This window comes from Streptomyces ambofaciens ATCC 23877 (genome assembly GCF_001267885.1).
Lineage (GTDB): Bacteria > Actinomycetota > Actinomycetes > Streptomycetales > Streptomycetaceae > Streptomyces > Streptomyces ambofaciens.
Window position 1 is genome coordinate 6,745,970 of sequence record NZ_CP012382.1, and the last position, 12,920, is coordinate 6,758,889.

At 74.0% G+C, this 12,920-nt stretch carries 11 protein-coding genes and 1 tRNA gene; 11 read left to right on the forward strand and 1 reads right to left on the reverse strand.

The features are described from left to right. Positions 1 to 67: 67 nt before the first annotated feature. From SAM23877_RS29740 to SAM23877_RS29775, 8 genes are all read left to right on the forward strand, one after another. Positions 68 to 1,243: an inositol-3-phosphate synthase gene (locus SAM23877_RS29740; RefSeq protein ID WP_053139723.1), complete on the forward strand. Its 1,176-nt coding sequence runs from the start codon at positions 68 to 70 to the stop codon at positions 1,241 to 1,243. Next, positions 1,240 to 2,316, forward strand: a complete 1,077-nt coding sequence (locus SAM23877_RS29745) for an SCO3242 family prenyltransferase (protein ID WP_053139725.1) — start codon at positions 1,240 to 1,242, stop codon at positions 2,314 to 2,316. Before SAM23877_RS29740 ends, SAM23877_RS29745 begins: the two co-directional genes overlap by 4 nt. Further along, positions 2,313 to 3,218 carry a sugar phosphate isomerase/epimerase family protein gene (locus SAM23877_RS29750; RefSeq protein ID WP_053139727.1) on the forward strand — a complete coding sequence of 302 codons (906 nt, stop codon included), beginning with the start codon at positions 2,313 to 2,315 and terminating at the stop codon, positions 3,216 to 3,218. The genes SAM23877_RS29745 and SAM23877_RS29750 overlap by 4 nt, the downstream gene beginning before the upstream one ends. 14 nt (positions 3,219 to 3,232) lie before the next feature. After that, positions 3,233 to 3,964, forward strand: coding sequence for an EboA domain-containing protein (locus SAM23877_RS29755; RefSeq protein WP_053139729.1), 732 nt, complete (start codon positions 3,233 to 3,235; stop codon positions 3,962 to 3,964). Continuing rightward, positions 3,964 to 4,812, forward strand: a complete 849-nt coding sequence (locus SAM23877_RS29760; protein WP_053139731.1) for a TatD family hydrolase — start codon at positions 3,964 to 3,966, stop codon at positions 4,810 to 4,812. Before SAM23877_RS29755 ends, SAM23877_RS29760 begins: the two co-directional genes overlap by 1 nt. A gap of 3 nt (positions 4,813 to 4,815) precedes the next feature. After that, a complete protein-coding gene (gene eboE, locus SAM23877_RS29765; protein ID WP_053139736.1) occupies positions 4,816 to 5,988 on the forward strand; it encodes a metabolite traffic protein EboE in 1,173 nt (390 codons plus the stop codon). Beyond that, on the forward strand, positions 5,985 to 7,397 hold the full coding sequence (locus SAM23877_RS29770) for an alkaline phosphatase family protein (RefSeq protein ID WP_053125834.1): 1,413 nt from the start codon (positions 5,985 to 5,987) through the stop codon (positions 7,395 to 7,397). The genes eboE and SAM23877_RS29770 overlap by 4 nt, the downstream gene beginning before the upstream one ends. A 114-nt stretch (positions 7,398 to 7,511) precedes the next feature. Continuing rightward, positions 7,512 to 8,720: a sugar phosphate isomerase/epimerase family protein gene (locus tag SAM23877_RS29775; protein WP_053139739.1), complete on the forward strand. Its 1,209-nt coding sequence runs from the start codon at positions 7,512 to 7,514 to the stop codon at positions 8,718 to 8,720. Positions 8,721 to 8,794: 74 nt separating this feature from the next. On the opposite strand, the gene SAM23877_RS29780 is transcribed toward SAM23877_RS29775, so the two are convergent. Beyond that, positions 8,795 to 10,126 (reverse strand): DUF2254 domain-containing protein, encoded by a 1,332-nt coding sequence (locus SAM23877_RS29780; protein WP_053139741.1) that lies wholly within the window; start codon positions 10,124 to 10,126, stop codon positions 8,795 to 8,797. 141 nt (positions 10,127 to 10,267) lie between these two features. On the opposite strand from SAM23877_RS29780, the gene SAM23877_RS29785 reads away from it, so the two are divergent. From SAM23877_RS29785 to fusA, 3 genes are all read left to right on the forward strand, one after another. After that, positions 10,268 to 10,352 (forward strand) — tRNA-Leu (locus SAM23877_RS29785). After that, entirely contained in the window at positions 10,326 to 10,571 is a 246-nt protein-coding gene (locus SAM23877_RS41460) for a hypothetical protein (protein ID WP_079030513.1), read from the forward strand. Before SAM23877_RS29785 ends, SAM23877_RS41460 begins: the two co-directional genes overlap by 27 nt. Before the next feature lie 281 nt (positions 10,572 to 10,852). Beyond that, the gene (fusA, locus tag SAM23877_RS29790; RefSeq protein WP_053139742.1) at positions 10,853 to 12,916 is read left to right on the forward strand and encodes an elongation factor G; all 2,064 of its coding nucleotides are present in this window, start codon (positions 10,853 to 10,855) and stop codon (positions 12,914 to 12,916) included. Positions 12,917 to 12,920: the final 4 nt, after the last annotated feature.

Consider the following 12,920-nt stretch of genomic DNA (forward strand, 5'->3'; position numbering starts at 1 on the left):
CGCCCGGCACCCCGCTCGTCCCCTCCCGGCACTCGCACCAGGTTCGCGTACGACAAGGAGGCTGCCCATGTCCGCCGAACCGTCCCTGCCCACCCCCTCCTCGGCTCCCCGTCTCGGCGTCTGGCTCATCGGGGCGCGCGGATCCGTGGCCACCACCGCCGTCGCGGGCTGCGCCGCCGTCACCGCCGGCCTCCATCCGCCGACCGGCATGGTCACCGAGACCCCGCCCTTCACGTCGAGCGGTCTGCCCTCGCTGGCGTCGCTCGTCTTCGGCGGCCACGACACCCTCGACTGCCCGCTGCCCAAGCGCGCCGAGCACCTGGCCGAGGGCGGCGTCCTGCCGCACGGCCTGCCGTCCGCCGTGCACGCCGAACTCGTCGCCGCCGACCGGGAGATCAGGCCCGGAGGCCCTCCGTCCGGGGGCACGGACGGCGGGCCGGGCCGCACCCAGGACGAGTGGATCGACGTGTTCGCCGCCGACATCCGCGACTTCGTCCACCGCCTCGGCCTCTCCGGGGCCGTCGTGGTGAACGTCGCCTCCACCGAGCCCGCCCCCACCGACGGCACCCTGCCGCCCAGCTCCCTCTACGCGGCGGCCGCCCTGCGCGCCGGCTGCCCCTACGTCAACTTCACCCCCTCCACCGGACTGCACCACCCGGCACTGGCCCCGCTCGCCGAGTCCTCGGGGCTCCCGTACGCGGGCCGCGACGGCAAGACCGGGCAGACCCTGCTGCGTTCCGTACTCGGCCCGATGTTCCTGCAGCGCGCCCTGACCGTGCGGGCCTGGTCCGGCACCAACCTCCTGGGGGGCGGTGACGGTGCCGCCCTCGCCGACCCCGCGGCGGCCGCCGCCAAGAACGCCGGCAAGGAACGCGTCCTCGCGGACACCCTCGGTGCCGCACCCGAGGGCGAGGTGCACATCGACGACGTGCCCGCCCTCGGCGACTGGAAGACGGCCTGGGACCACATCGCCTTCGACGGCTTCCTCGGCGCCCGCATGACCCTCCAGACCACGTGGCAGGGCTGTGACTCGGCGCTGGCCGCGCCCCTCGTCCTCGACCTGGCCCGGCTGGCCGCCCGCGCCCACGAGAGGGGCCTGTCCGGCCCGCTGCGCGAACTCGGCTTCTACTTCAAGGACCCGGTGGGGGACGGCCCGTCGGCACTGGCCGAGCAGTACGCGGAGCTCATGGGCCTCGCCGAACGGCTGCGGGACGACGCCGGCGAGCGGGGGGAGCAGCGGTGAGCCGCACGGTCGCCGTGGCCCGGGACGCCTCCGCGCCGGCCGGCGCCGCGGGGGACGGCCCGCCCGCCGAGAACGCCGCGTCGGGCGCCGACGGAGCCCCGGCCCACGGATCCGGCCCGGCCCGCGCCCCACGCGCCGGTGCCTGGGCCGAACTGCTGCGCCTGCCCGCGCTCTTCACCGTCCCCGGCGACGCCCTCGCCGGCGCCGCCGCGGCCGGCGTCCGACCCGGGCCCCGCACCCTGCTCGCCATCGGATCCTCCCTGTGCCTGTACGAGGCCGGGATGGCCCTGAACGACTGGGCGGACCGTGCCGAGGACGCCGTGGAGCGCCCGCACCGCCCCCTGCCGTCCGGCCGTATCCGTCCGGCCGCCGCCCTCACGGCGGCCTGCGGCCTGACCGGCGCCGGCCTGGCACTCGCCGCCTGGGCCGGCCGGCCCGCCCTCGCGGTGGCCGCGCCCCTGGCGGCGACCGTCTGGGCCTACGACCTCGCGCTGAAGCACACGCCCGCCGGGCCCGCGGCCATGGCCGCCGCCCGCGGACTGGACCTGCTCCTCGGCGCCGCCGCCACCAGCGGCGGCACCCGCGCCGCACTGCCCTCCGCCGCGCTGCTCGGCAGCCACACCCTCGCGGTCACGGCCGTCTCCCGCCGGGAGACCGACGGCGGCTCGGTCCTGGCCCCGCTGGCCGCCCTCACGACGACGGCGGCGCTGACGCGGCTGGTCACGCTCCGCCGCACCCGACTCCCGGCAGGCCGGCGGGCAGCAGCCGCCCCCGGCCTGCCGGGCCCCGACCCGGCCGGACGCCCGCCCCGGGCCACCGACGCCCTCACCACCGCCCTGGCCGCCGCCTACGCGGCCACGGCCGCCCGGCCCTATGTCCACGCCGCGCTCAACCCGTCACCCCAGCTCACCCAACGCGCCGTCGGCGGCGGCATCAGGGCCACGGTCCCGCTCCAGGCGGCGCTCGCCGCCCGCTCCGGCGCGACGGCCACGTCGTTGCTGGTCGCGGCCCTGGCCCCGGCCGGCCGGCTGTTCGCGCGCAGGGCCGGCATGAGGAAGGTGAGCATCACGTGAGCACCGGTACCCCCGCCCTCCCTCTCCGCTTCGGCTACGGCACCAACGGCCTCACCGACCTCCGCCTGGACGACGCCCTCGCCCTGCTGGCCGACCTCGGCTACGACGGCGTCGGCCTGACCCTCGACCACATGCACCTCGACCCGCTCGCCGAGGACCTCGCCGCCCGCACCCGCCGGGTCGCGCACCGCCTCGACGCGCTGGGTCTGGACGTCACGGTCGAGACGGGCGCCCGCTACGTGCTCGACCCGCGCCGCAAACACGGTCCCTCGCTTCTCGATCCGGACCCCGACGACCGGGCGCGCCGGGCCGGCCTGCTGGTGCGGGCCGTGCGCGTCGCCGCCGACCTGGGCGCCCACGCCGTGCACTGCTTCAGCGGCATCACCCCGCCGGGCACGGACGAGGAGACCGCCTGGACACGCCTGGCCGAGGCCCTCGGCCCGGTCCTGGAGGCCGCCGAGGACACGGGCGTGCCCCTCGCGGTGGAGCCCGAACCCGGCCACCTGCTGGCCACCCTCGCCGGCTTCCACCACCTGCGCCGTCTCCTGGGCGACCCCGCACCCCTCGGTCTGACCCTGGACATCGGGCACTGCCAGTGCCTGGAGCCCCTCTCGCCGGCCGACTGCGTGCGCGAGGCCGCCCCCTGGCTGCGGCACGTGCAGATCGAGGACATGCGCCGCGGCGTCCACGAACACCTGCCCTTCGGCGACGGCGAGATCGACTTCCCGCCCGTCCTCCACGCCCTCGCCGACACCGGCTACCAGGGCCTGACCGTCGTCGAACTGCCCCGCCACTCCCACGCGGGCCCGCACTTCGCCGAAGTCTCCCTCCCGTTCCTGCGCGGGGCCGCGGCGGCGGCCCCCCTCACCAGCCGCTCGGGCGAGCCCTCCGCCACCCACTGAAGGGAGCCACACCCATGACGCAGCCACACGCCGGGCACGTCACCCCCGAAACCCAGGGTGCGGACGGCCCCACCGTCGGACAGGACCAGGGCCCCACCCCGGCCCACGTCCCGCCCGCCGACCTGCGCGCGGCCCTCACCGCCGAGCTCGGCGGAGCCGCCCGTGCCTGGCTGGACCAGGCCCTGGACGAGGCCGCCGCCCACCCCGGCGCCCACGGGCCCATCTCCGTGTGGGAGCTGCGCCTGGCCGAGGCCGGCCGCCGCTGCGGCCCCGCCCACGCCGACGCCGCACGCGTCCTCGTCCTGCACGCGGCCCACGCGGACACCGACGCTCTGACCCGCGTCTACTCCCAGGGCACCGCCGACGAACGCCGCGCCGTCCTGCACGCGCTGCCCCACCTGGTGCCCGGTCCCGAGGCACTGCCGCTCGTCGAGGACGCGCTGCGCACCAACGACACCCGGCTGGTCGCCGCGGCCCTCGGTCCGTACGCGGCCCGGCACCTCGACGCCCACCAGTGGCGGCACGCCGTACTGAAGTGCCTGTTCACCGGCGTGCCCCTGGACGAGGTCGCGGACCTCGCCGGACGCGCCCGCGGTGACGCCGAACTGGCCCGCATGCTCGCCGACTACGCCGCCGAACGCACGGCAGCGGGCCGCACCGTCCCCGAGGACCTGCACCGCGTCCTGGCCCTGACCGAGCCCGGGACGTCGCACCCCCCGGCCGCCCCCCACGGCAAGGAGTCCTGATGCGCATCTTCGACCCCCACATCCACATGACCTCCCGCACCACCGACGACTACGAGGCCATGTACGCCGCCGGTGTCCGGGCCGTCGTCGAGCCGTCCTTCTGGCTCGGCCAGCCCCGCACCTCGCCCGCCTCCTTCCGTGACTACTTCGACGCCCTGCTGGGCTGGGAGCCCTTCCGCGCCGCCCAGTACGGCATCGCCCACCACTGCACGATCGCCCTCAATCCCAAGGAGGCCAACGACCCGCGCTGCCTGCCGGTCCTGGACGACCTGCCCCGCTACCTCGTCAAGGACCGGGTGGTGGCGGTCGGTGAGATCGGCTACGACTCGATGACGCCGGCCGAGGACACCGCCCTGGAGCAGCAGCTCCAGCTGGCCGCCGACCACGGCCTGCCCGCCCTCGTGCACACCCCCCACCGCGACAAGCTCGCCGGCCTCCACCGCACCCTCGACGTGGTCCGGGGGTCCGCGCTGCCCCCCGACCGGGTTCTCGTCGACCACCTGAACGAGACCACCGTCAAGGCCGCCAAGGACAGCGGGGCCTGGCTCGGCTTCTCCGTCTACCCCGACACCAAGATGGACGAAGCCCGCATGGTCGCCCTCCTCCAGGAGTACGGCCCGGAGAAGGTCCTGGTGAACTCCGCCGCCGACTGGGGGAAGAGCGACCCTCTCAAGACCCGCAAGGTCGGCGACCTGATGCTGGCCGAGGGCTTCACCGAGGACGACGTGGACCAGGTGCTGTGGCGCAACCCCGTCGCCTTCTACGGCCTCAGCGGACGCCTCGACCTGGACGTGACCTCCGCCGACGCCACCCACGAGGGCAACTCCATCCTGCGCGGCGGGGAGTGAGCCATGCGCTTCCGCCATCCCGACGGGTCCACCGTCCATCTCGCCTACTGCACCAACGTGCATCCCGCCGAGACCCTCGAGGGGGTGCTGGCCCAGCTGCGGGAGCACTGCGAGCCGGTCCGGCGCAGGCTGGGCCGCGACCGGCTGGGCATCGGCCTGTGGCTGGCCCGCGACGCGGCCCACGCCCTGGTCACCGACCCCGCGGCCCTGCGCGCCCTGCGCGGCGAGCTGGAGCGGCGGGGACTGGAGGTCGTCACCCTCAACGGCTTCCCCTACGAGGGATTCGGCGCGGAGGAGGTCAAGTACCGTGTCTACACGCCGGACTGGGCCGACCCCGAGCGCCTGGAGCACACGACATCGCTGGCGCGGGTCCTGGCGGGGCTGCTGCCCGACGACGTCACCGAGGGCACCATCTCCACGCTGCCGCTGGCCTGGCGCACCGCCTACGACGACGCTCGCGCCGAAAAGTCCCGTGCCGCGCTGGTCACCCTCGCCGAACGCCTGGACGTCCTGGAGGAGCTGACCGGCCGTTCGGTGCGCATCGGGCTGGAGCCGGAGCCGGGTTGTGTGGTGGAGCGGACCGGTGATGCGATTGCGCCGCTGATGGCGGTGGGCCATGACCGTATCGGCGTGTGTGTCGACACCTGCCATCTGGCCACCTCCTTCGAGGACCCGGACACCGCCCTGGACGCCCTGACCGCCGCCCGCATCCCGGTCGTCAAGTCCCAGCTGTCGGCGGCCCTGCACGCCGAGCAGCCCGCCCGGCCCGAAGTCCGGCGCGCACTGGCGACGTTCGCGGAGCCGCGGTTCCTGCACCAGACCCGCACCACTGCGTCCGGCGGTCTCCAGGGCACCGACGACCTGGATGAGGCCGTGGCCGACGGTGGGCCGCTGCCTGACAACTCGCCCTGGCGCGCCCACTTCCACGTCCCCCTCCACGCGGCCCCGGCCCCGCCGCTGACCTCGACGACGGAGGTCCTCAAAGCCGCGCTGGCGCGCCTGGTGGGCGGCCCGCACCCCCTCACCCGGCATCTCGAGGTGGAGACCTACACCTGGCAGGCCCTCCCGCCCGAGCTGCGGCCCCGCGCCCGCGCGCAGCTCACCGACGGGATCGCCGCCGAGCTGACCCTGGCCCGCGACCTGCTGACCGACCTCGGCCTGAAGGAACTGCCATGACCGATCCTCTCCAGACCGATGCCGGCCGCGATGGTCGCCCGACCCCGCTCCTCGTCCTGGACGTCGTGGGCCTCACCCCCCGCCTGCTGGACCACATGCCCCACCTCAAACAACTCGCCCAGGCCGGCTCCCGCGCCCCCCTGGGCACCGTCCTGCCCGCCGTCACCTGCGCCGCCCAGTCGACGTTTTTGACCGGCACGCACCCTGCCGAGCACGGCATCGTCGGCAACGGCTGGTACTTCCGCGAGCTCGGCGATGTCCTGCTGTGGCGCCAGCACAACGGCCTGGTCGCCGGCGACAAACTCTGGGACGCCGCCCGCCGCGCCCACCCCGGCTACACCGTCGCCAACATCTGCTGGTGGTACGCGATGGGCGCCGACACCGACTTCACCGTCACCCCCCGCCCCGTCTACTACGCCGACGGCCGCAAGGAACCCGACTGCTACACCCGGCCCCCCGCCCTGCACGACGAACTCACCGGCAAACTCGGCACCTTCCCCCTCTTCCACTTCTGGGGACCGGGCGCCGACCTCGTCTCCAGCCAGTGGATCATCGACGCCACCCGCCACATCATGGCCACCCGCCACCCCGACCTCACCCTCACCTACCTGCCCCACCTCGACTACGACCTCCAGCGCTACGGCCCCCACGACGCCCGCTCCCTGAAAGCCGCCGCCGACCTCGACGCCGCCCTCGCCCCGCTGCTGGACGACGCCCGCGCCCAGCAACGCACCGTGGTGGTGCTGTCCGAGTACGGCATCACCCCCGTCACCCGGCCCGTCGACATCAACCGCGCCCTGCGCCGGGCGGGGCTGCTGGAGGTCCACACCCAGGACGGTATGGAATACCTCGACCCGATGGCCTCCCGCGCCTTCGCCGTCGCCGACCACCAGATCGCCCACGTCTACGTCCGCCGCCCCGAAGACCTCGACGCCACCCGCGCCGCCCTGACCGGCCTGCCCGGCATCGAGCAGCTCCTGGACGACGAGGGCAAGAAGGCCCACCACCTCGACCACCCCCGCGCGGGCGAACTCGTCGCCGTCGCCGAGCCCGACGCCTGGTTCACGTACTACTACTGGCTCGACGACCGGCGTGCGCCCGACTTCGCGCAGCTCGTCGAGATCCACCGCAAACCCGGCTACGACCCCGTCGAGCTGTTCATGGACCCCCACGACCCCTACGTCAAGGTCAAAGCCGCCGGCGCCCTGGCCCGCAAGAAACTCGGCATGCGCTACCGCATGGCCGTCGTCCCCCTGGACCCCGCACCCATCCGCGGCAGCCACGGCCGCCTCCCCGCCGGCGACGACGACGGACCACTCCTGCTGTGCTCCACCCCCCACGCCCTCGGCGACCGCGTCGCGGCCACCGAAGTGAAACAACTCCTCCTCCAGCTCGCCGGAATCGGCTGACACACCACCCCGTACGGCACCCGAGATCCAGCTACTGAGAGTGAAACACACGGCACTGACAACGGCCCGTCCGAGCCGCATCCGGGCGGGCCACGACCCAGAAGGCAGGCACTCGTGACCCTGTTCTCCGATCCCTCGCGCACCGACGCCGGCACCGACCCGGCGGCCGGTGGCCCGGACGAAAGCCTGCGCCGCAGCCTCGGCGTGGACCGGCGTCGCTTCCTCAGCACCTGCACCGCCGTGGCCGCCGGAGCCGTCGCGGCCCCCGTCTTCGGTGCCGCTCCGGCCCTCGCCCAGGACCGGGACAGAGACCACGACCACGGTCACGGCCACGGGCGCGGGCAGGTCCTCGTCCCGGCGGACAAGCGCGGCATCATCCTCTACACCGTCCGCGACGCCACCGCCCGCGACCCCCTCGCCTCCGACCTGCCCTCCGGCTTCCGCGAGGTGTTCAAGCAGCTCTCCCGCCACGGCTACCGCCAGGTCGAGTTCGCCGGCTACCGCCAGCACGCCAACGCACCCGGCGGCGCCGACCTGGAATCCGTCCAGGGAGCGAAGCTGCTGCGCTGCTGGCTCGACGACCACGGCCTGCGCGCCCAGGGCAACCACGGCTTCATCCCGTCCTCCTGGCCGCTCACCACGGCGGACAAGGACACCTTCAAGAAGCACCTGGAGATCGCCAACATCCTCGGCATGGACCACATGGGAACCGGTGGCGACCCCACCGGCAGTTCCTACCGTGCCGACTGGGACGTGGCCGCCGACAAGTGGAACGCCCTCGGAGCGATAGCCCGCCGCGAGGGCATCAAGCTCTACACGCACAACCACGACGGGGCCTACGGCTTCCTGCTCGACGGCGGCCCGCTGGACGACCAGGGCCGCCCGACCCGCAGCTCCGGCATCCGGAAGCTGGAGTACTTCCTGAAGGTCACCGACCCGAGGCTGGTCTGGCTGGAGATGGACATCTTCTGGGCACACGTCGCCCAGTACAAGTTCCACACCTACACCGCCCACGACGGCTCCACCCGCAAGAACGTCTTCGACCCGGCCGGCCTGGTCGCCCGCAACAACAAGCGCTACCCGCTCTTCCACGCCAAGGACGGCGTCGTCAGCACGACCAACGGCATGGGCTACGACATGGTGCCCTTCGGGACCGGGGTCATCGACTACACGACGTTCTTCTCACGGGTCGGAGAGCGGAACTACCACAACCCGATGATCGAGGACGACAACTCCCCGAGCGCCACTGACCCGGCGCAGTCGCTGCGGGAAGCCAAGATCAGCTACGACAACCTGGCGGCCCTGCGCAAGCGGCGCCGCTGACCGGTGCACGGACCGGAGACGAGCTTGGAGCCGTAGAGGTGACGGCACACCCGCCGGGCCCGGCGGGTGTGCCGTCATCCGATGCCCTGCCGGTCCGGCGACAGGGCGAAGGCCCGGTCCGCCGCGCTCGGCGCGGTCCGTACGACGGCCTGCCGCAACAGCTCGCGGTGGCGCAGCAGCGGCTCGCGCCGCTCCGGCGGGGCGAGCAGCAACAGGTCGTCGAGCCCGGCCAGCAAGCGCCGGGTGACCTGCGGGGCCTCCACGGCGCAGGCCCGGACCTCGGCGAACCCGAGGTCCACCAGCTCGGTCCAGCCCGGCACGGGCTGCACCAGCCGGACGGTGCCGTGTCGGTCCCGGTGCTCCACGGCGTCCAGCGGCCGCCGGGACAGGGCGGCCAGGAGCTGCACCACCCGGTCCAGTGCCTGCACGGCGGTCGTCGGATCGTTCACCGCCGGGGACAGGGCGCGCAGCCCGATGTCGGACAGCTGGCGCAACCCGAACGCCAGATCCTGGTGGAAGGTGCGCTCCACCCCCACCGCCAGGGCGTACCGCAGCACCCGGCGCGGCGGAGCCTGTCCGCCGTGCACCGCCAGGACGGGAGTGCCGGGCACCAGGAAGTCGCCGATCCGCGGAACCAGCCGCAGGACGACCCCGTGCTTGCGGGCCACCCGCACCAGCCGGGCGGTGTGCACGTCCCGCAGCACACCGGCACGCCCCTCGTGGGCGACCCACTCGGTCACCGGACCGGGGTCGGGCGCCCGACCGCCGTCCGCCGGCGCGGGCATCAGCGCCGCCACCCGGAAGGACTCCGCCGCGATCCGGGCGATCACATGGCTGATCCGCATCAGCCGCAGGGTCGCGTTCACGTACATCACGAACAGCAGCAGGCTGAGCGCGACCATCGCAAGGGTGAGCACCGACTGCACCAGGGGCACGGACGTGGTGTCACGGGGATCGGGGGTGCTGTCGTAACTGGTCAGGACGAGGAGGGTCAGGACGAACGTGGCGAGGAAGACGGCGAAGGTCGCCTTCGTGATCCGGCTGCGGACGAAGAGCCGCACCACCCGCGGGGTGAACTGCCCGCTCGCCATCTGCACGGCGACCAGCGAGATGCTGAACACCACGCCGATGAACGTCATCATCGCCGAGCCGACCGCGGACACCACCGTCCTCGCGTCGTCCGCGAACCGCAGCAGCTCGGCGAGCGTCTCGTAGTCCCCGTCGTCCTGCAGCGCCCGGACGAGCGCGGCGTCCAGCTCCTGCGCCAGCAGCCAGACCACGAAGACGCTCACCATGGCCGCCGTGGGCGCGAACCAGAACGTGTCCCGCAGATGTTCCCTGAGCGGCGACAACGCCCGCGGCCGACGGCGCGGTCGCGGACCCCGGGTAACCATCCAGTCACTCATGGTCCGACCCTAGGTGCCCCGGAGCCGCCGGTCCCGGACCGCCGCTCAGGCGAAGGAAACGCAGGTGAAAGGCACTGCGAAAGCTTGGTATGGTTGTCCATGTCGCCGCGGGGGAGCACCCCGCTCAGCGGCGGACACCTGGTCCGGGTGGCGGAATGGCAGACGCGCTAGCTTGAGGTGCTAGTGCCCTTTATCGGGCGTGGGGGTTCAAGTCCCCCCTCGGACACAAGATCAGGCGAGATGCCGGTCGGGAGAGATCCCGGCCGGCATCTCGCGTTGCCCGGACGCCGACGCCGACGCCGACGCCGACGCCGACGCCGACGCCGACGCCGACGCCGGCACGGACAGGGACATGTGCGCCGGCGCCGTCCGCGCGGCTCGGGAAAATGCGATGCGGGGCCGCTTCCGGCTTGCCTACACTCACCACGACATCGAGACCGAGTGAGGGGAGCCGGGCCGTGCGCATCCGCACCGCTGCCGTCGTTCCCCCGTGCCGGTACGAGGTGATCCTCGTGTCTCCGGCCGTCCGGTGTCCGCTGCGCGGCCGGCACCGGAAGCCCGTGACGACCCACTGACCCACGCCCGCTCGGCGACCGGCAGTCCACCGGCAGCACCCGTACCACCGGCACAGCCGGTGGTCCCACCACGGGGTCACCGGTCGCCGCGAGCGGTGCCGTCCCGGGAATCGCGCCGCCCCCCGCACAGACCAGCGAAAGGCCACGGGCCGTGCGCACCCACGCGAACCCTCTCACCACCGTCCGCAACCTGGGCATCCTCGCCCACGTCGACGCCGGCAAGACCACCGTCACCGAGCGGATCCTCTACACCACCGGCACCACCCACAAGCGCGGCGAGGTGCACGACGGCACGACCGTCACCGACTTCGATCCGCAGGAACGCGACCGCGGCATCACCATCTTCGCCGCGGCGGTCAGCTGCTCCTGGAAGGGCCACCGGATCAACCTGATCGACACCCCGGGGCACGTCGACTTCGCCGACGAGGTCGAACGCTCGCTGCGCGTGCTGGACGGCGCGGTCGCCGTGTTCGACGCCGTCGCCGGGGTGGAACCGCAGAGCGAGTCCGTGTGGCGCCAGGCCGACCGGCACGGCGTGCCGCGGATCGCGTTCGTCAACAAGATGGACCGGGCGGGCGCCGATCTCGACGCGGCCGTCGCCTCGATCCGTGAGCGACTGCACGCGACGCCGCTGGTCGTGCACCTGCCCATAGGCGCCGAGGACGGTTTCGCCGGCGTCGTCGACCTGGTGCGCATGCGCGCCCTGGTGTGGGCCGACGGCGTCGAGACGGCCGAGGAGGGGCCGGTGCCGGAGGCCCTGCGCGAGGAGGCGGCGCACAGGCGGCGGCTGCTGGAGGAGGCGGTGGCGGAACGCCACCCGGCCGCGCTGGAGGAGTTCTGCGACCGGGAGACGCTCGACGCGGCCACCCTCACCGCCGCACTGCGCGACCTGACCCGCGGCGGCGACGGCGTGGTGGTGCTGTGCGGCTCGGCCTACCGCAACCGCGGTGTCGAACCGCTGCTGGACGCGGTGGTGGCCTACCTGCCGTCACCGCTGGACGTACCCCCGGTACGCGGCACCCACGACGGCACGGAACGGGAACGGCCCGCCGACCCGGCGGCGCCGATGGCGGCACTGGCGTTCAAGGTGAACGCCACCCCGACAGGACGGCTGACGTACCTGCGGCTGTACTCGGGCACCATCGACAAGGGGGACACCGTGTGGGACGCGAGCACAGGCCGGACCGAGCGGATCGGCCGCATCCTGCGGGTACGCGCCGACCGCCACGACCCGCTGGAACGGGCGGTCGCCGGGGACATCGTCGCCGTGGTCGGGCTGAAGTCCGCGCGCGCCGGTTCCACCCTGTGCGCACCGGACGCCCCCCTCGTCCTGGAACCCCCGGGCGTCGCCGAACCCGTCGTGCACGTGGCGGTGGAGGCACGTCGCTCCACGGACACCGGCCGACTGGCCTCCGCGCTCGCCCGGCTCACGGAGGAGGACCCCTCCCTCGTGGTGCGGACCGACCCGGAGACCGGGCAGACCCTGCTGTCGGGCATGGGTGAACTGCACCTGGAGGTCGCGGTGGAGCGCGTCCGGCGCGAGCACGGTCTGGCGGTCGCCGTCGGCCGACCCGGTGTGGCGTACCGCGAGACGGTCGGTGAGGGCGTGTCCGGTTTCGTGTACCGGCACGCCAAACAGGACGGCGGCGCGGGACAGTTCGCGCACGTCGTGCTGGACGTGGAGCCGTGGGGGCAGGGTACGGAGGACCGCGGTCTCGTGTTCCGCTCCGCGGTCACCGGCGGACGCGTGCCGCAGGAGTTCGTCCGGGCCGTCGAGGCCGGCTGCTGGGACGCCCTGGCCGAGGGCCCCCTCGGGGGTCACCCGGTGACGGGGGTGCGGGTCACGCTCGTCGACGGCCAGACCCACGTCAAGGACTCCTCGGAGACGGCCTTCCGCGCCGCCGGCCGGTTCGGGCTCCGCGACGCCCTGCGCGCCTCGGCGATGGTCCTGCTGGAGCCGGTCGTGGAGGTGACGGTCACCGTGTCCGACGACGCGGTCGGCGGCGTGCTCGGCGACCTCGCCGCCCGGCGCGGCCGGGTCACCGGCTCCGAGACCCGGGCCGGCGCGGCTGTCGTGACGGCCACCGTGCCGCTGGCCGAGCTGTTCGGCTACGCCACCCGGCTGCGCAGCCGCACCCAGGGCCGCGGCACTTTCACCGCCCGGCCCACCGGCTACGCGCCGGTTCCGGCGGCGGCGCCGACGGCCGCCCGGTAGCACG

Coding starts and splice junctions, on each gene's coding strand:
- SAM23877_RS29760 (WP_053139731.1), top strand. CDS start 3,964: ATGCGCATCTTCGACCCCCACATCCACATGACCTCCCGCACCACCGAC.
- SAM23877_RS29780 (WP_053139741.1), bottom strand. CDS start 10,126: ATGAGTGACTGGATGGTTACCCGGGGTCCGCGACCGCGCCGTCGGCCG.
- eboE (WP_053139736.1), top strand. CDS start 4,816: ATGCGCTTCCGCCATCCCGACGGGTCCACCGTCCATCTCGCCTACTGC.
- SAM23877_RS29770 (WP_053125834.1), top strand. CDS start 5,985: ATGACCGATCCTCTCCAGACCGATGCCGGCCGCGATGGTCGCCCGACC.
- SAM23877_RS29755 (WP_053139729.1), top strand. CDS start 3,233: ATGACGCAGCCACACGCCGGGCACGTCACCCCCGAAACCCAGGGTGCG.
- SAM23877_RS29740 (WP_053139723.1), top strand. CDS start 68: ATGTCCGCCGAACCGTCCCTGCCCACCCCCTCCTCGGCTCCCCGTCTC.